At 66.8% G+C, this 17,702-nt stretch carries 18 protein-coding genes and 1 tRNA gene; 9 read left to right on the plus strand and 10 right to left on the minus strand.

Annotation, left to right across the window (positions count from 1 at the left end; genetic code table 11):
• Positions 1-31 precede the first annotated feature (31 nt).
• Positions 32-108 (minus strand) — tRNA-Met (locus tag ABR323_RS10990).
• Between the two features lie 120 nt (positions 109-228).
• Here ABR323_RS10990 and ABR323_RS10995 point away from each other — a divergent pair.
• From ABR323_RS10995 to bfr, 4 genes are all read left to right on the plus strand, one after another.
• A complete protein-coding gene (locus ABR323_RS10995; RefSeq protein ID WP_135275358.1) occupies positions 229-852 on the plus strand; it encodes an RNA pyrophosphohydrolase in 624 nt (207 codons plus the stop codon).
• A 104-nt stretch (positions 853-956) separates the two neighbouring features.
• The gene (locus ABR323_RS11000; protein WP_439449316.1) at positions 957-1,154 is read left to right on the plus strand and encodes a hypothetical protein; all 198 of its coding nucleotides are present in this window, start codon (positions 957-959) and stop codon (positions 1,152-1,154) included.
• A 100-nt stretch (positions 1,155-1,254) separates the two neighbouring features.
• The gene (locus tag ABR323_RS11005) at positions 1,255-1,464 is read left to right on the plus strand and encodes a (2Fe-2S)-binding protein (RefSeq protein WP_005411309.1); all 210 of its coding nucleotides are present in this window, start codon (positions 1,255-1,257) and stop codon (positions 1,462-1,464) included.
• 143 nt (positions 1,465-1,607) lie between these two features.
• A complete protein-coding gene (gene bfr, locus ABR323_RS11010; protein ID WP_033833577.1) occupies positions 1,608-2,078 on the plus strand; it encodes a bacterioferritin in 471 nt (156 codons plus the stop codon).
• Between the two features lie 58 nt (positions 2,079-2,136).
• Here bfr and ABR323_RS11015 read toward each other — a convergent pair whose 3' ends face one another.
• The 3 genes from ABR323_RS11015 to ABR323_RS11025 are packed head-to-tail and all read right to left on the minus strand — an operon-like array spanning position 2,137 to position 6,894.
• Positions 2,137-4,344 carry an ATP-binding protein gene (locus ABR323_RS11015; RefSeq protein WP_439449317.1) on the minus strand — a complete coding sequence of 736 codons (2,208 nt, stop codon included), beginning with the start codon at positions 4,342-4,344 and terminating at the stop codon, positions 2,137-2,139.
• 1 nt (position 4,345) lies between these two features.
• On the minus strand, positions 4,346-6,232 hold the full coding sequence (locus tag ABR323_RS11020; protein WP_439449318.1) for an EAL domain-containing protein: 1,887 nt from the start codon (positions 6,230-6,232) through the stop codon (positions 4,346-4,348).
• Positions 6,233-6,276: 44 nt separating this feature from the next.
• Entirely contained in the window at positions 6,277-6,894 is a 618-nt protein-coding gene (locus ABR323_RS11025) for a DUF4126 domain-containing protein (protein ID WP_439449319.1), read from the minus strand.
• A 179-nt stretch (positions 6,895-7,073) separates the two neighbouring features.
• On the opposite strand from ABR323_RS11025, the gene ABR323_RS11030 reads away from it, so the two are divergent.
• The 5 genes from ABR323_RS11030 to ampE all read left to right on the plus strand — a co-directional run bounded on the left by ABR323_RS11030 (position 7,074) and on the right by ampE (position 10,789).
• A complete protein-coding gene (locus ABR323_RS11030; protein WP_135275353.1) occupies positions 7,074-7,817 on the plus strand; it encodes a DUF6776 family protein in 744 nt (247 codons plus the stop codon).
• A 4-nt stretch (positions 7,818-7,821) separates the two neighbouring features.
• Positions 7,822-8,286 carry a bactofilin family protein gene (locus ABR323_RS11035; protein WP_135275352.1) on the plus strand — a complete coding sequence of 155 codons (465 nt, stop codon included), beginning with the start codon at positions 7,822-7,824 and terminating at the stop codon, positions 8,284-8,286.
• Positions 8,287-8,317: 31 nt separating this feature from the next.
• Positions 8,318-8,710, plus strand: coding sequence for an iron-sulfur cluster insertion protein ErpA (gene erpA / locus ABR323_RS11040; protein ID WP_135275351.1), 393 nt, complete (start codon positions 8,318-8,320; stop codon positions 8,708-8,710).
• Between the two features lie 139 nt (positions 8,711-8,849).
• The gene (gene nudC, locus ABR323_RS11045; protein ID WP_135275350.1) at positions 8,850-9,755 is read left to right on the plus strand and encodes an NAD(+) diphosphatase; all 906 of its coding nucleotides are present in this window, start codon (positions 8,850-8,852) and stop codon (positions 9,753-9,755) included.
• A 146-nt stretch (positions 9,756-9,901) separates the two neighbouring features.
• Positions 9,902-10,789 (plus strand): regulatory signaling modulator protein AmpE, encoded by an 888-nt coding sequence (ampE, locus tag ABR323_RS11050; RefSeq protein WP_439449320.1) that lies wholly within the window; start codon positions 9,902-9,904, stop codon positions 10,787-10,789.
• A gap of 380 nt (positions 10,790-11,169) precedes the next feature.
• Here the strand turns inward: ampE and ABR323_RS11055 are convergent, their stop codons facing one another.
• From ABR323_RS11055 to yccS, 6 genes are all read right to left on the minus strand, one after another.
• The gene (locus ABR323_RS11055; protein ID WP_135275348.1) at positions 11,170-11,595 is read right to left on the minus strand and encodes a DUF2752 domain-containing protein; all 426 of its coding nucleotides are present in this window, start codon (positions 11,593-11,595) and stop codon (positions 11,170-11,172) included.
• Positions 11,596-11,638: 43 nt separating this feature from the next.
• Positions 11,639-11,917 carry a CD225/dispanin family protein gene (locus ABR323_RS11060; RefSeq protein ID WP_005411298.1) on the minus strand — a complete coding sequence of 93 codons (279 nt, stop codon included), beginning with the start codon at positions 11,915-11,917 and terminating at the stop codon, positions 11,639-11,641.
• A gap of 34 nt (positions 11,918-11,951) precedes the next feature.
• On the minus strand, positions 11,952-12,239 hold the full coding sequence (locus ABR323_RS11065) for a CD225/dispanin family protein (RefSeq protein ID WP_012512303.1): 288 nt from the start codon (positions 12,237-12,239) through the stop codon (positions 11,952-11,954).
• Between the two features lie 236 nt (positions 12,240-12,475).
• The gene (locus tag ABR323_RS11070; protein ID WP_439449321.1) at positions 12,476-14,365 is read right to left on the minus strand and encodes an MFS transporter; all 1,890 of its coding nucleotides are present in this window, start codon (positions 14,363-14,365) and stop codon (positions 12,476-12,478) included.
• 140 nt (positions 14,366-14,505) lie between these two features.
• Complete coding sequence (locus ABR323_RS11075; RefSeq protein ID WP_439449322.1) at positions 14,506-15,300, minus strand: SDR family NAD(P)-dependent oxidoreductase; 795 nt, start codon at positions 15,298-15,300, stop codon at positions 14,506-14,508.
• A 156-nt stretch (positions 15,301-15,456) separates the two neighbouring features.
• On the minus strand, positions 15,457-17,634 hold the full coding sequence (gene yccS / locus ABR323_RS11080; protein ID WP_439449323.1) for a YccS family putative transporter: 2,178 nt from the start codon (positions 17,632-17,634) through the stop codon (positions 15,457-15,459).
• Positions 17,635-17,702 lie beyond the last annotated feature (68 nt).

Genomic DNA, 17,702 nt, shown 5'->3' on the forward strand with positions numbered 1-17,702 from the left:
TTCACGCTGAAAAACAACTTGATTTTCAGTGTGGTGGCTATGGGTGGACTCGAACCACCGACCCCAGCATTATGAGTGCTGTGCTCTAACCGGCTGAGCTACATAGCCTTGGTGAGCCCGCTATTCTGCTGATGTGTATCGACCCTGTCAACACTTTTGTATCGCGCTTGTAGGCTGGCAAGCGGCATGGGATAGTCCCAACCAGTAGATTTTTTAGGAGTCCGCATCGTGATCGATCCGGACGGCTATCGACCGAACGTCGGCATTGTGCTGATGCGGCAGGACGGTCAGGTGTTCTGGGCACGACGTGTGCGCCGGGACGGCTGGCAGTTCCCGCAGGGTGGCATGAATACCGACGAGACGCCTGTCGAGGCCATGTATCGTGAACTGCAGGAAGAGACCGGCCTGCTGCCTGAGCACGTGGAAGTGCTCGGGGCAACGCCCGGCTGGCTGCGCTACAAGCTGCCGGCACGGGCCATCCGTCGCAACGAGCGGCAGGTCTGCATCGGCCAGAAGCAGGTCTGGTTCCTGCTGCGCCTGACCGGTGACGAATCCCATGTGTCCCTGGACCATACCGACTCGCCGGAGTTCGACCACTGGCGCTGGGTGGATTTCTGGTACCCGGTGGAGCACGTGGTGATGTTCAAGCGTGGCGTCTACGCACGCGCTTTGCGACATCTGGCGCCACTGGCGCGCGGGGTGGCCGGGCAGGGCGTTACCGCCATGCCCAAGAGCGCTGCCGAAGCCTGGATGCCGGGCCACGCCGCTGGTCACGACAGGCCCCGCAAACGCATGCCCAATCGCGGGGGTTACTGGCCGCGCAAGGCCAAGGGTGAGCCGGGGGCGGTTTGATGGGGAGGCCGCGTAGGCCGCGGGTCGATCCGTCACAACGCGTCCCCGCCGGGTATTTCCAGCAGGGGCTGGCTGTCCGGCTGGCCAGTCTGCCCTGGATGGCGATGGGCCTGGTGGTGCTCGGCGGCAGCGCAACGATCCCGCTTGGGCTGGGCCTGGTCCTCACCATGGCGAACTGTGCCGGTGCCCTGTTTCTGGCCGACTACCTGCTGCGCCTGAGGGCGGCAGGCGGCGGCCTGCACTGGCTGATCATCTTCTCCAGCACGCCGGTGCTGGCACTGCTGTATTCCATCGCACTCTGAACCGTATCGAGAATGGTTCAGCTCTCTGATTGACAACCATTCTCGTTTCCATTGGAATAGCCAACAGGCCACCTCTGGCCTGTCAGCCCGGTTCACGCCTGTGTACGTCTGCATCTGCAACGGAGTCACCGACCACCAGATCCGCGAAGCCGCCAGCCATGGCGTCAGCACGGTGGCCGAACTGACCATGCGTACCGGCTGCGGCGCTACCTGCGGTTCCTGCCTGGACATGGCCGGCGATCTGCTGGCCAAGGCGCGTGCCACCCACGATCTGCCGCTGCCGGTACTCGGTCTGGCCCAGGTCGCCTGATCGCCTCTTTCGCGGCGCGCTGACGCCGCGCTTTCGCATCCTTCACGTGCGGCCGCACAGGCCAATGCGCACGATTCGCGTTCCTTCACGACCGCACGCAAGGCGCTAAAGTGCCTGCGTTTTCAGCGTGCAGGAGCATCCCCATGAAGGGCGACACCAAGGTCATCGAATTCCTCAACAAGGTCCTCTACAACGAGCTGACCGCGATCAACCAGTACTTCCTGCATGCCAAGATGCTGAAGAACTGGGGTATCAAGGAACTGGCCGAACACGAGTACAAGGAATCGATCGACGAGATGAAGCATGCCGACATGCTCGCCGACCGCATCCTGTTCCTCGAAGGCCTGCCGAACTTCCAGGCGCTGGGCAAGCTGCGCATCGGCGAGAACCCGACCGAGATCCTGCAGTGCGACCTGTCGCTGGAACGCGATGGCGTGGTCACCCTGCGCGAGGCGGTGGCGCATGCCGATTCGGTTGGCGACTACGTCAGCCGCCAGCTGTTCGTGAAGATCCTCGATTCGGAGGAGGAACACATTGACTGGCTGGAAACCCAGCTCGATCTGATCGAGCGTATCGGTGAGCCGAAGTACCTGCTGAGCAAGCTGGAAGAGTGACGTAGCATCGAGCTTGCTCGACTGTGATCAGCATGGCGATAGTCGAGCAGGCTCGACTCTACCGATGCTGTGCAAGGTAGCCCGTCAGCGCCACACGCGCACGGGCGAACTCCGCAACCAGCAGCGCCACTGCCACGGCAGGGCGCTGCAGGCTGCCGGCACGGGCTTCGTGCTCGATGCGCTGCGCTACGGCCGACAGCGACAGCACGCCCACATTCGCACTGGATGATTTCAGGGTGTGCGCGAGCGCCTGCAGGCGTGGCTCGTCACCATCCTGCGCGGCCTTCTGCAGCTGTTGGACCATTGCCGGTGCATCTTCCAGGAATACCGAAACGATCTGGAGAGCGGCATCGCCGATCACCGCGTGCAGTTCGTCCAGCACATCACGGTCGAGTACCGGATGCGTCACCGTTTGGCTTTTCGTGCCTTGTAGAGCCGGACCATGCTCGGCTGATGGAGTGCGAATGCAATTGGCCGTCAGCCGATCATGGCTCGGCTCTACAGGTTGTCCAGGTGATGCAGCTTTCCCGCCACCCCATCGCTGCAACAGCGCGTGCAGCGTGGCGCGCGTGATCGGCTTGGACAGGTAGTCGTCCATGCCGGCCTGCAGGCAGCGTTCACGGTCGCCGGCCATGGCATTGGCGGTCATCGCAATGATCGGCAGTCGTGGGCGGGCGGCTTCCATTTCTTCGGCGCGCCAGAGGCGGGTGGCGGCGTAGCCATCCAGCACCGGCATCTGGCAGTCCATCAGCACCACGTCCACGCCACCCTCGCGCAGGGCGAGCAGCGCCTGTTCACCATCGCTGGCGTTGCGCACGTTGCACTGGAATACCCGCAGCAGTTGTTCGGCCACCATCCGGTTGACCGTATTGTCTTCCACCAGCAGCACACGCAGGTGCAGCGGCGGTAGTGACGCTGCCGGCTGTCCGTCGTCCGCGTTGGCCAGCAGCGCGGACGGGCGTGCATGCATCACCGGAACGGCCAGCAGTGCATGCAGGGCGGCATCGTCGAACTGGGCGGGCAGCTGGTGCTGGCGCGGGGGCAGCGAAGGCGCCTGGTCCTGCAGCCACAGCACCCGCAGCGTGTCGTCCTCGCCGCGTTCGGCCAATGCCCGCTGCAGCGTCACCTCGCCGTTGCGGCGGACACGTGCATCCACCAGCAGCCAGGCGGGCGCCTGTTGGCCCGGGCGTGGCACCGCGCGCAGGCGTTCGACCAGCGTATCCAGTTGCGACAGCGCTTGAACCTCCAGGCCGTGGTGGGCCGCGATACGCTCAATGCGTGCCTGCAGTGTGGCATCGGCGCTGAACAACAGCAGCGGTGCCGGTGCGCGCGCCATTGCGGGCAGATCGCCGGGCACCTTCAGCAGCGGAATCTCGAACCAGAACGTGGCGCCCTGGCCGGGCGTGGACTGCACGCCGATGCGGCCCTGCATCAGGTCGATGATGCGCTTGCAGATGGCCAGGCCCAGGCCGGTGCCACCATAGATGCGGGTAGTCGAGGCATCGGCCTGGCTGAAGGACTGGAACAGGCGCGCCTGCAGTGCCTGGTCGATGCCGATGCCGGTATCGATGATTTCGAAGCGCAGCTGATGCTGCGCCGCACCTTCGCCCAGCCGCTGCACGCGCAGCTGCACCTGGCCGCGTGCAGTGAACTTGATGGCATTGGCCAGCAGATTGCCCAGCACCTGGCGCAGGCGCACGGGGTCGCCGCGCACGGGCAGGCGCACGGCCGGGTCCAGCTGCAGGCTCAGTGTCAGGCCCTTGGCTTCGGCTGCGCGCTGCAGCAGCTGCACCACGCCGTCGAGCAGGTCGCGCAGGTTGAAGCTGGTGATCTCCAGTTCCAGTGCCTGTGCTTCCAGACGCGAGTAATCGAGGATGTCATCGACGATGCGCAGCAGCTGCTGTGAGCTGGCCGAGGCAGTGGCCAGCATCTGCCGCTGGTCCTCGCCCAGCGGTCCACGCGCGATCAGCTCCAGCATCGGCAGGATGCCGTTGAGCGGGGTACGGATCTCGTGGCTCATCGTGGCCAGGAATTCACCCTTGGCCAGCACCGCCGCTTCGGCGGCCTGCTTGGCCTGCAGCAGCTGCTGTTCCAGCTGGCCCTGGCGTTCGGTGGTGTGGCGCAGCTGGTCGCGCTCGGCGACCAGCGCGTCGCGTTCGCGCTGCAGCTGGGCCAGCGCACGGTTGCGCGTGCGCAGGTGCAGGCCCATCAGCAGCGCGATGGTGGCCGCAGCAAGGGCAACCAGCAGCGCGGCCCACAGCGGCACGTCAGAGCACCGCGTTGTGGAAGTCGAAGTTCAGGTCACTGCCGGCCGATTGCACCATGTTGCCCTGGATGTAGTCGACGCCACCGACCCACATCGCGGCTGCGGCCTGCGGGTCTTCAATCTGCTGGCCGATGATCTGCAGGCCGGCGGCATGCGCCTGCTCGATCGCCTTGCGCAGCTCTTCGCGGGTGGCCGGGTTGGCGTGGCTGCTGGAGAAGCGCGCAGCCATGCGCACGAACGACAGCGGCAACTGGGTCAGCAACGCATCGGCCTCGCCACCGGGTTCGAACTGGCTCAGGCAGAAACGCACGCCGGCGCCTGCCATGCGCTGGCAGAACTGCTGCAGTGGCACGGTATGGATCAGCGCGTCGGGCAGGCGTACATCGATCACCAGCGCACTGCCGGGCAGGTCGCGCCGCTGCAGCGATTCCAGCAGCCAGTCGGCGAAGGCGTCGCGCTGCAGGGTGCGCAGCGACTGCGAGACGAACAGGTTCAATGGTTGCGTGGCATGCCGGTACAGATCGAGCAGGCCCAGCGCATGGTCCATCACCTGCTGGTCGAGGTCGGCGATGCGGCCAGCTGCTTCCGCTGCCGGAATGACCTGGCTGGCCGCCAGCACCGTGCCATCGGCCTGGCGCAGGCGCAGCAGCAGCTGGTACTGCGCGGTGTTGCCGCCGGCGACGGCGACGATCGGCTGGTAGGCCAGCTCCAGCTGGCCTTCCAGCAGGGCCAGGTGTTCCTGTTCGGTGATCGCCTGGCGATGCACGTGGCCGGCGACGCCGGCGCTGAGCAGCCGCGCCTGCAGGGTGGTGCGTTCAACCGCTTCCAGGGCGCTGTGGGCATCATCGAAGCCCGGCGACATCGGCGCATAACCGACCACGCCGCGCAGATGCACCGATTCGTCGTCGCGGATCACGAACGCCCGTGCCGACAACTGTTCGCGCAGGATCGCGGCGATGCCTTCGAGGCTTTCCTCGTCAGCGCGTCGGGCCAGCAGCAGGAAACTGTTGTCGTTCAAACGCGCCAACAAGTGCGGATGGCCGGCCTCGGCAAGGCGCTGTCCGGCCTGCACCATCAGGCGCTCGAATGCGGCGTAGCCATAGCGCTCGCGCAGCCCCAGTGCGCTGGCCACTTCGATGAAGAACACGCCACCGTGGTCGCGGTGGGCGAGCGCGGTGTTGAGCTGCTGCAGCACGTGATGGCGGGTCGGCAGGCCGGTTTCCGGATTGCTGGTGGCCGGTGCGCCGGCAGCACCGGGCAGGGTCGCGGCCTGGGCGCGTGCGCGGCGGATGCGGTTGGCCACCGCAGCGATCAGGTGGCGCGGACGGATCGGCTTGCTCAGGTAGTCATCCGCGCCACTGTCGAGGACTTCGAACTGGCGCTCAGGGTCGGGATCGCCGCTGAGGAAGACGATCGGCAGCAACTGCAGGCCAGGCTGCTGGCGGATCAGCGCCGTCAGGCGCATGCCATCCAGGCCGGGCAGGTGCAGGTCCATCAGGATCAGATCGGGGCGATGTTCCTTGATCGCCTGCAGCGCGCCGTCGGCATCGCTGTGCACGATCGCCTGCATCCCGGCCCCATGCAGCACGCTCTGCGCGAACAGGGCCTGGGCGCGGTCATCCTCGACGATCAGGACGCGGTAGGGCGAATCAGAGGGGGGCGGTGCCTGGTCGTTGTTGCCGGCTTCGGCCAGCGCAGGTGCGCCGGGAAGCGGTGGCGGCGCGCTGCCGATCGTTGCCGGCGTATCGACAGCGGCCAATGGCGCGGTTGCCGCCGGTGCTGTCGCGACCGCGCTTGCCGGGTCTGCGGTCCAGCGCTGCCAATGATCGGCCGGAGGGGTTTCAGCGCGTCCCGGGCGGGCGCCCGCGGGGGATTCGTTTGCGGCCATCGGTGCTCCTGGTGTTCGCGTCCATTATGCGACAAGCCCGGCGCTCAACCGGTGCCGGGCTGCCGCGGACTGTCTGCGGAGACACCGCGTGCCAGCCAGCGCACGCCTTTCCACAAGGTGCGCCAGACCAGCCACACCAGCAGGGCACCGGCCAGGCTGCAGGCCAGCACCACCACCAGCGCGATCCACGGGTGCGCCAGAGCAAGCGCCAGGCCACCGATCACCACGGTGTCTTCGGCGGCAGAGGCGACCCAGTTGCTGGCTGGCTCAGGTGACGTGTTGAGGAGTGCGCGGGTGCCGGCCTTCAGGCCGTGGCTGGCCAATGCCACACCGGCACCGGCGGCAAGTGCGCCGGTGCCCAGTTGCCCATCGGGCGACAGCGTGGCGGCGGCGAGGAAGGCCCCCGCTGGCACGCGGGCCAATGTCTGCACGAGGTCCCAGGCCGAGTCCACGCCGGGAATCTTGTCGGCGAAGAATTCGGCTACTGCCAGCGCCGCAGAGGTGCCCAGCACCCACCACGACTCGGTGGCCTGCAGGGTGGGTGGCAAGTCGACCCAGCCGAGCAGGCCGGCGAGGCCGACACCGAACACAGTGAGGTAGACACGGATGCCGGCCAGCCAGGCCAGCAGGATGCCGATCACGAACAGGTGGGCTTCGGTCATGGCGATGCTCCGGCGACGGAACTGTGCAGGGGGCCACACTATCGACGATGGCGTGCCTGAACGCCACAGACCGCCGCGTGCCCATGCGCAGGAAACCCACCTGTCCTGTCATACACTAGCCCGTCGTTTGCCACAGGGGCCGTACCGGTGTCGCCCGCGCGATGCCCCGGAAACCACCCATGAACAACCGCCCTCCCATGCGCGTGCAGGTTCGCCTGCCCGGCGCGCCGCAACCACCGCTCGACCGCCGCCGCCTGCTGGTGATCGGTGGCATCTGGCTGCTCAGCCTGGTGCTGGCCGCGCTGGGGGGCTGCTGGATGGCCGCCCCGCGCGATGCACAGGGCCAGCGACTGCAGGCTGCCGAAAAGCGTGCCGAGAACCTGCAGGCGCAGCTGACCGAGTTGCGCCAGAAGCAGGCCACGCTGGAAGCCTCCGACCGCATCAGCCGCGCCGCCAACACCGAGGTGCAGTCCTCGCTGGCCGAGCGTGATGAAGAAATCGCCGGCCTGCGTGCCGACGTTGCTTTCTATGAGCGTCTGGTGGGTTCGACCAGCCAGCGCAAGGGCCTGAACACCCATTCGATCGAGTTCAGCCCCGAAGCGGCCGGCACCTGGCAGTACACCGCTGTGCTGACCCAGAACCTCAACCGCGGTGCCATCAGCCAGGGGCAGATGCGTTTCACCGTGGAAGGCGTGAAGAACGGCAAGCTGGCCACGATCAGCTGGGATGATCTGCACCAGCGCAGCAAAGTACCGGGACAGGATTACTCGTTCCGGTACTTCCAGCAGATCAGCGGCAGTGTGATGCTGCCGGCTGACTTCACCCCGCAACGGGTGAGGGTGACATTGGGGAGTGGTGCGGGGGGCACCACCCAGGTATTCGACTGGAAACAGGCCGGTGCGCCGGCCGCCAAAGGGGAGTAGGCAGATGTTCGGAAGCAGCAAATCCAACCGTGAAGGCCAGTTGGTGGTGGATGCCCTGATCGGCAACCAGGTGGTGATCCGCGGTGATGTGGAATTCAGTGGTGGCCTGTATGTGGAAGGCCGCATCCACGGCAAGGTGATTGCCGCCGAAGGCGCCAGCGGCGCGACCCTGACGGTCGCCGAGCATGGCGTGATCGAGGGCGAGATCCGTGCCCAGGTGGTGGTCATCAGCGGCCGCCTGGATGGCGACGTGCATGCCACTGAGAAGGTCGAACTGACCCCGAGCGCGCGGGTCAACGGCAATGTCCACTACCAGGTGGTGGAAATGAATGCGGGCGCCCAGCTGAACGGACGCCTGATCCATGCCAGCGCCCCGATGGCGGCCCTGCCTGCCCCGGAAAGCGACGAGGCCAATGGTGGCAAGGGCGACACCGCTGCGCGCCGCAAGCTGGCCGAGGCGATGGCTTGAAAGCCATCGTCGGCGGCCCCATGCTGACACCATGAGCACGCTAGTCTCCCTGCCCGGCACCACCCCGGTTGCCGCGCCCGATTACCAGTCGCTGGAGCGCCCGCTGAACTTCACCGAGTCGGCGGCCGCCAAGGTCAAATCCCTGATCCAGGAAGAGGGCAACCTCGAGCTGGCCCTGCGCGTGTACATCGAAGGGGGCGGCTGTTCGGGCTTCCAGTATGGGTTCGAGTTCGACGAGAACCGCGCCGAAGATGATCTGGCCGTGCAGACCAGCGGGGTGACCCTGCTGGTTGACCCGCTGAGCCTGCAGTACCTGATGGGTGCCGAGGTGGACTACACGGAGAGCCTGACCGGTGCCCAGTTCGTGATCCGCAACCCGAACGCGAAGACCACCTGCGGCTGCGGCAGCAGCTTCAGCATGTGATTGCGGGCGTGGGGCATGTGCCCCGCGCTGCCTTCGGTAGATCCACGCCATGCGTGGATGGTCTTTCCTGCAACCGTAACGGCAGATTGCGCACAGCGCCGACCTTGCCACCCGCATCGATTGGCGGCACGCTTGCCGGATGCCCACTATTTCTTCGCCGCTTTCCGGTTTCGCCTTCGTTGGCGAACCGCTGGAGCGCGCCGATGCCCTGCGCGACGATGCCGATGCACTGGCGCGCCTGTGGCCGGGCGCGCGCATCCTCGTGCTCGACCAGGACGGTACCGCCTTCACCGCCGATGACGACCAGCCACTGGCGCTGACCGGCGCAGATCTCGGCGGAGGCCCCGGTGCCGCGATCTTCCTCGGTCTGCGTGGCGAACAGGCCTGGTTCTCGGTCGAAGCCGCCAGCATCACCATCACGGCGCCCCGCCGCCTCGACCTGCGCCAGGCCGCCCTGCTGTGGTCGATGGCCGATGCGACCGCCTTCAGCTACGCCCGTGGCATGTCCTACTGGCATTCGCGCACCCGCTTCTGCGGCGTGTGCGGCGGCGCCGTGGCGTTTGCCCGCGGCGGCTTCGTCGGTCGCTGCGCGCAGTGTTCCACCGAGCACTACCCGCGGGTTGATCCGGCAGTGATCGTGGCCGTCGAGAACCAGGGCCGGCTGCTGCTTGGCCGGCAGTCCAACTGGGCGCCGCGCCGTTACTCGGTGCTGGCCGGCTTCGTCGAACCGGGCGAGACCTTCGAACAGACCGTGGTGCGCGAAGTACACGAGGAGAGCAAGGTGCGGGTGACCGCCTGCCAATACCTCGGTTCGCAGCCGTGGCCGTTCCCTGGCGCGCTGATGATCGGCTTCCGCGCACAGGCGCAGGATGACCTGCCGACCGTGGACGGTGAGCTGGAAGACGCGCGCTGGTTCAGCGCCGAAGAGGTGGGCGCGGCACTGGCACGCGATGTGGAGGACGATGGCCAGGGCATCCGCCTGTCGCCGCCGATCTCGATTTCGCGGGGGCTGATCGAGCACTGGTACCGCCAGCAGCAGGGCTGATGGCAAGGGGTTGCAAGGTGCGCCCTGGTGCCAGCATTGCCGCCACCTGAACACGCCTCGGGTTACAGTGCGATCCATCGCGGGAGGCGTCGCTGCGACAGGTAAGGTAGCGACGCCGAGCGTTCTGTTTCGTAGGGAGACCTGCCATGTTCACCACTCTGGCCGCCGTGCTGGTGGCACTGGCCCTGGGCCATGTGGCCCCGGCCGCTGCCGCTTCGCTGCGCCGTTTCGACGGCTTCCGGCGCTGGCTGGGCTGGCTGGACGCACGCGGTGGCAAGGCCTGGCAGGGGCCGGCAGGCGTCGCCCTGGCGCTGCTGCCGCCGCTGCTGTTGATGGCGCTGCTGGCCTGGCTGCTGCGCGGCGTGCTGTTCGGCCTGCCGTCACTGCTGCTGGGCGTGGCGGTGCTGGCCTGGTGCTGGGGCCCGCGCGACCTGGACCGTGATATCGAAGCGATCATCGATGCCGACGATGCGGCGACGCGCCAGGCAGCGGTGCGCAACCTGCAGTCGGCCGGCGGCAGTCTGCGCGATGACATTCCGTCACTGGTGGAAGCGACGGTGCTCAATGCATTGCGACGCTGGTTCGCGGTGCTGTTCTGGTTCCTGTTGCTGGGTCCGGCCGGTGCGCTCGGCTACCGGCTGCTGGCGCTGATGGCGGAAAGCCCGATGCGCGCACGCGTGCCGGTGGAGCCACTGGCGGTGGCGCAGCGCCTGCTGGGCTGGGTCGAGTGGCCGGTGGCGCAGCTGATGGCGTTTTCGATGGCGCTGGTGGGCAACTTCGATACGGCGTGGAAGGCCTGGCGTCAGGCCCATGGCGAGCGTCTGGCCGGGAACATAGGCTTCCTGGGCGCGGTGGCCCGGGCCAGTGTCAACGCCGAACTGCGCGAGGATGCACACGATTACACCGAGGCAGGATTGTTGCCGGTGTGGCAGCGGCTGCCGGATCTGCGTGATGCGATGAGCCTGGTGTGGCGGATGCTGCTGCTGTGGCTGGCGATCCTCGCCCTGCTGGTGATTGCAGGCTGGGTGACGTAGTTGCTTTGCAGGGCTTGCAGCCCTGCACCTGCAGAGGCCAAAGCCAAAGCCAAAGCGGCTCTGGGTTGCTGAGGGTTGGGCGGGGCGGTGTGGGGCTGCAGGACACGCCGTAAACCCGTCCCTGGGGGCTCGATGGCGCCTTGCTCGTGTGCGCAGGACTGCGCACACGAGCAAGCGGCGACCGAGCTTACATGGGTGAGGGCGCTTTGCTTGCGAAGCACTGCTTCGCGAGCGACCGAACGCACAGCCGCCAGCGGCTGGGCTGGGCCCCGGAGGGGGACTTGCAGCGGCCCCTGCGCAGCCCACCCGCCCGGCCAACCCTGGCGATTCTGCCTTCAGATACCGACCCACCACGAGGGGCTGCGCCGTTGGCTGGAAACCTAGATCGGTGCCAGTGCAGTGAACGGTGCCCATGGCAGGTTGCGCAGCAGCGCATACCCGGGCAGCACCCAGAGCCAGAACACGGGATTGGCCAGCACCCGCATCAGCGGGTCGAGCACACGGGGGCGAATGCCGGCGATGTTCAGCAGCATCAGCAGCAGGAACGGCAGGCTGATGACCAGCAGGGGGTTCATCGCCATCGCGCCGGGCAGGTCGAAGTGGACCAGGGAATACAGGCAGCGCGTGCTGCCACAGCCCGGGCAGTACAGGCCGGTCAGCGCGTACAGCGGGCAGCTCGGCAACGGGTTGCCGGCGACGTACGGATTGACGTTGCGCAGCACCGCCGTGGCGCCCACGGCCAGGCCGGCGGAAACCAGCAGAGGCGCCCAGCGGGCGAGTCGGGAACGAGCGGGAAGCGCGGACATGCAGCAACGGATCCGGCGCAGGCGCCGGATCCGTCCAGGCGTATCAGTAGCCGCTGTTGCTCATTGCGCCCATGCCGCCGAGCACAACGAAGAACAGCACGTACAGCACGACCAGCACGGCCCAGGCGATGGCCGACCAGATGGCCCACTTCTTGGCCTTGGCGGCCGAATCCTGGGCACCTGCGATGTCGCCGGCGGCCAGCTTGCCGTTGACCTGTGCGGCGTAGACGATCGACACGATGCCGGCCGGCAGGCAGCAGAACAGGGTGGTCAGGATGGCCCAGACCAGGTTGTTCGGGACCTGCGGAGTAGCAGTATTCATGGGTTCAAGCTCCTTGATGGGTGGTGGTGGTGAATCATTGGTCGGAAAGAGCGCCCAGCACGGCCAAGCCGCCGAACAGCCCGAACCACAACAGCAACAGGACCGGCAGGGACACGGCCGAAGCCACTGCCCACCAGCCCGCCTTGCGCGACGCGCTGTAAGCCCCCGGCAGGTCGCCGGCCGCGCGACGGCCATCGACCTGGGAGGCATAAACGATCGACACCACGCCCAGCGGCAGGCAGCAGAACAGCGTCGTCAGGATCGCCCAGACCAGATGGTTGGGGATGTAGACCGGACGGCTGAGCGGTGGTGGTTGATTCAAAGCAAGACTCCATTCCTTGGTGGCCAGCCGTGATGAAACGGCCGGACCTCCCCCCTGTGGGTGCGTAATCTACCGCAACCGACGTTGCATGTATGCGTTTACAGTCAGATGTTGGCGCATATGGCCCTTGACTGGACGCCATCGTACGGGCCTCTGCAATGAAACAGAGGCCGTCCTTCTCGAGGGCATCGGGGAGTACTGTCGCTAGGAAGGGTTACCAGTGGCCGTGGGGCCGATCAGGCGTGATCACCACGCAGGGCCCGCACCTGGGCTTCCAGCACCGGGGCGCTGGTGGTGTGGCCATCCACGGCGGGTGCCGCCACCACTTCGATGGTGGCGCGGAAACGGCGTGGTACGCGCATGCGGCCCAAGCGGCTGTCGCGCCGGCTCCACATGCTCGACCACATGCCGCGCAGGGCCATCGGTACCACCGGCACCGGCCGCCGCTCGAGGATCTTCTCGACGCCGGATTTGAATGGCGCCATCGCACCATCCTTGGTCAGTGCGCCTTCCGGGAAGATGCACACCAGCTCACCCTCGGCCAGGGCTGCGTCGATCTCGTCGAACGCGCGCTGCATCAGCGCCGGATCCTCGCGCGCACCGGCAATCGGGATCGCCTTGGCCGTCCGGAAGATCCAGCGCATCACCGGGATGTTGAAGATCTTGTAGTACATGACGAAGCGCACCGGTCGCGGAATCGTCGCTGACAGGATCAGCGCGTCCATGTAACTGACGTGGTTGCAGACCAGCAGCGCGGCGCCCTCGTCGGGTACGTTGGCCTCGATGCCGTGCGGGCGCAGGCGGTAAAGAGTGCGCACCATCACCCAGCTGAGAAAACGCATCAGGAATTCGGGGACGATGGTGAAGATGTAGATCGCCACCAGCGCGTTGGCGATGGCCAGCGCCAGGAACTGCTGCGGAATGGTCCAGTGCAGCAGCTTGTGCGCGGCAAGCGACAGCAGCGCGGCGCCGACGATGAAGCCGGAATTCTGGATGTTCAACGCCGCGAACACGCGCGACATCTGTGCCTTCGGGGTGCGGCTCTGGATCAACGCGAACAGTGGCACCACGAAGATGCCGGTGAACAGGCCGATGCCGATCAGGTCGATGACGATGCGAATGCTGCCCGGCTGCTGCAGGAACGTCCCGATGGTCAGCCCGTGTACCGTTGCTTCGCCACTGCGCGCGAAGTACAGGTCGAGCAGGAACGCGGTCATGCCGAACGCACCCAGCGGCACCAGGCCGATTTCCACTGTGCGCGCCGACAGCTTCTCGCACAGCAGCGAGCCGACGCCGGTGCCCACCGAGAACAGGGCCAGGGCGAAGATGTACAGCGTCGGTTCGCCGCCGAGGTTGGTCACCGCATAGGCCGGCAGCTGAGAGGTCAGCACGGTGCCGACGAACCAGAACCAGGACACGCCCAGGATCGCGTTGCGCACCGCTTTCTGCTGGCGCGCCATGCGCAGCACCGCCAGTGATTCCGGCAGCGGGTTCCAGTTGATCTTCAGGCCGGGGTCGCCGGCGTCGACCTTGGGAATCAGGCGCGCGGCGATGTTGCCGCAGATCGCCAGGCCGATGATCGCGCAGGCCGCCACCACCGTGCCGTGGCTGCCGGCCACGGTGAACACCAGGCCGCCCACGATCATGCCGGTGAGGATCGACATCGAGGTGCCCATCTCGACCAGCCCGTTGCCGCCAGTCAGCTCCTCGGGCTTCAGCACCGACGGCAGCACCGAATACTTCACCGGGCCGAACAACGTCGACTGCATGCCGGTGCAGAACAGGGCGACCAGCAGCACCGGCAGGCTCTGCGTGAGGAAGCCGGTGGCGGCCAGCGACATGATCACGATCTCCATGCTGGTGGTGATCACGATCAGCCGCGATTTTTCCAGTTTGTCGGCGATCTGCCCGGCCAGTGCTGAGAACAGGAAGTACGGCAGGATGAAAATGGCCGGGGCCAGCGTGGCATACAGCCCCAGTTCTTCCTCCGGCACGGCCATGAACAGCAACATGCTGATGATCGCCTGCCGGTACACGTTGTCGTTGAACGCACCGAGCGCCTGCACGACGAAGAACGGCAGGAAACGGCGCTGGCGCAGCAGGGCGAACTGGTTGTGACCGGACATGGAACCTCCTTGACCGGCGCAGCCTAGCATTCCTGCCCATCCGTCGGGACCGTCACGGGATGCGTCCACGCATGGCGTGGATCTACCCAGACCCCCACAACTGTGGGTGCGGACCGTTGGTCCGCACACCTCCAGCGATCTCAGACGATATCGTCAACCACGCCGCCATCCACGCGCAGTGCGGCACCGGAGGTGGCCGAGGCCTGCGGCGAGGCCAGGTACACCACCATGTTGGCTACCTCTTCGACCGTCGCGGCGCGCTGGATCACCGAAGACGGCCGCTGCGCCATCACGAACTCGCGGCCGATCTGTTCCAGCGGCTTGCCGCTGCGCTGACGTTCATCTTCGAACATCGCCGCGAAGCCATCGGACAGGGTCGGACCGGGCAGCACCGCGTTGACGGTGACACCGCTGCCAGCCACGCGCTTGGCCAGGCCACGCGACAACGACAGCTGCGCGGTCTTGCTGACCCCGTAATGGATCATGTCAGCGGGAATGTTGCGGGCCGATTCGGAGGAGATGAACAGCACGCGGCCCCAACCGGCATCGACCATCGCCGGCAGTAGTGCACGCGACAGGCGCACGCCGGACATCACATTGGTCTGCCAGTAGCGCTCCCAGGTGGCATCGTTGGTCTCGAAGAAGTCCTCGGGCCCGAAAATGCCGGCGTTGTTGACCAGGATGTCGACCTTGGGCAGGTCGGCCAGCAGCGTGTCAACGCCGGCTGCATCGGACAGGTCGGCAGCGATGCCGAGCACGACGGCGTCCGGAACGGCATCCAGCAGGCGCTGGCGTGCACGTTCAACGCTGTCGGTGCTGCGGCCGTTGAGGATGACCTGCGCACCCGCCGTGGCCAGGCCTTGGGCGATTGCCAGGCCGATGCCGGCGGTGGAGGCGGTGACCAGCGCGGTACGGCCGCCGAGTTCGATCTTCATGGGGAGTCCGGGAGCAGGGGATCACCCAGTATCCGCGCAGGAACGTGATCGGGGCGCATCGCCAGGCGCAACACGATGTTGCAGGCGGCGCAGTAGATCCACGCCATGCGTGGATGGAACGCGGTCCCGCACCAGGCCATGCCCGGCGCCAGGCTGTCAGGTGAGCGTGCGCACCGCTTCATTGGCCGCCGCCCGCACCTTCGGCAGCATCCGCAGCACCAGTGCCATCTGCGTGCGGATCAACTGCAGCTTCGGCGGCATGGTGTCCTCTATCTGTTCCAGCTCGGCCGCCACCGCGCGGTCGGCGTCGTTGTCGTCCTCGCTGACCGGTTGCCGTGCGGTGAGGGCCGAGGACAGCTGCTGCAGCGCCTTGCGCACGCGCTCACCGGCGGCCAGCGCCAGCGGATCGCCGGCGTAACTGTCCACCTGGTCGCGGTGCGCACCCAGCGCCGAAAGATGGCCGAGCAGCATGTTGGACAACGCCAGGAAATGGAAACCGGCATCCAGGTTGCGGCGCACGTGGCCCGGCTCGCGCAGCATGTTCGACAGCGCGGTGGACAGCGCGGCATCGGCGTTGTGCATGTCGCGGCGGGCGATGCGGTAGGCCAGGTCATCGCGCATGCCACTGCGGTACTGGCCCAGCACCGAATCCAGGTAGCGCGCGGCGGTGTCCAGCACGCGCGCCAGCACAAGGTGCAGCTGGCGGCCCTGCCAGTCGGGCAGGATCAGGAATGCGGCGGCGGCGGCAATCGCACAGCCCAGCAACGTATCGACCATGCGCGGCACGATCAGCACGAAGCCATCGCCGATCAGGTTGAAGCAGGTCAGGGCCATCACCGTGATCGCCGCCGAGGCCACCAGGTAGCGGTCGGTGCGGGTGAAGAAGAACAACAGCGCCGACAGCAGCGCGATCAGCAGCTGCACGTGCAGCTGCGGGAACAACTGCAACAGCGCCCAGGTCAACACCAGGCCAGCCACGGTGCCGGCGATGCGTTGCGCCAGGCGCTGGCGGGTGGCACCGAAGTTGGGGCGGCACACGAAGACGATGGTCAGCAGCACCCACGAGCCGTTCTGGGCATTGAACAGGCGGATCGCCGCGAAACCGGCGATCAGTGCCAACGCCATGCGCAGGCCGTGGCGGAACAGGACCGAGCCGGGCGTGAGTTGCTGGCGCACGCGCACACCCATCTCGCGCAGGGTGTGCGGATTGCTGTCGCGCAGGCGCGTATCGACGTTGTCCAGGCTGGCCTCGGAGCGCTCCGCATCCAGCAGGCGGCGCTCGATGCTGCGCAGGTTGTGCACCAGCAGGTCCAGCGAACCGAGCAGGCGCTGCCACTGCGGGCGCTGCTGGTCGCGCAGGTAGGACAGGGCGTCGGCGAGGTCACGCCCGGCCTGCTGGTTGCTTTCGCCATACACGAATGGACGGCGCAGGCGGATCGCCTCGCCCAGCCGCGCGCAGGCCTGGCCCTGCAGGTCGAGCAGGCGCTGGCAGCGGTACAGCACGTCGCTGTGGAAGAAGGCATCGACCAGCGCGCCGTAGGGGTAGTGCGAAGAGCTGGCGCGCTCGTGGAAATCCTGTGCCATGTAATAGAGGCGCAGGTACAGGCCGGAATTGACGCCGGGCCGGCCGGAGCGGCCGAAGCGCGCCAGGATGGCGGTCTTGGCCTCGTTCAATGCACCGACCACGCGCCGGTTCTGTTCGGCCAGGTCCAGCTGGCGACGCTGCAGATCGGCCTCGCGTACCGGCTCGAACAGCGCAGCTTTCAACTGCAGGTAGCGGCCCAGCTCAACGTACAGTCGTGCCACGCGTTCGCGTACCGGGCGGTTGGCAAACAGCGCGGTCCACAGGATCGACAGCAGGCCGTACCAGACCGCACCGGCCAGCAGGTGGCTGACCGCTTCCAGCGCGCTGTGCAGGTCGCTGGCGCCATGCTGCTCCAGCCCGATCATGGTGTAGATGGCCAGTGTGACCGTGGCCTGGGCGATCGACGCGTAGCGCTCGCCGAGCGCACCCAGCAGGGTCAGGCCGAAGGTGGACAGCGCCAGCGCGCCGATGAAGACCCATGGCCACGGAAACAGCCAGATCACCGAGGCGGCGGCAAGGCAGAAGCACAGCAGCGACAGCAGTACCGCCTTGGTCCGGCCCCACCCGTTGTCGTCGGTCTCGGCGATGGCGCTGGCGATGATGCCGAGGAACACGCCGGGCAGCGCGGTGAGCGCATCCAGCTGCCAGCACACGGCAAGCGCTGCGGTCAGGGCGATGAACACGCGCAGGCCGTAACTGGCCTTTTCGTGGGCCCACAGGCGGCTGAGACGGGATTCGTGGGCGGACATGCAGGCTCGGTGGAAGGGTCTCCCACCATTATTGCGGGCCACGCGTGAAATGGTAGATCCACGCCATG

It is taken from the genome of Stenotrophomonas sp. ATs4 (genome assembly GCF_051861585.1).
Taxonomy (GTDB): Bacteria; Pseudomonadota; Gammaproteobacteria; order Xanthomonadales; family Xanthomonadaceae; genus Stenotrophomonas; species Stenotrophomonas maltophilia_AS.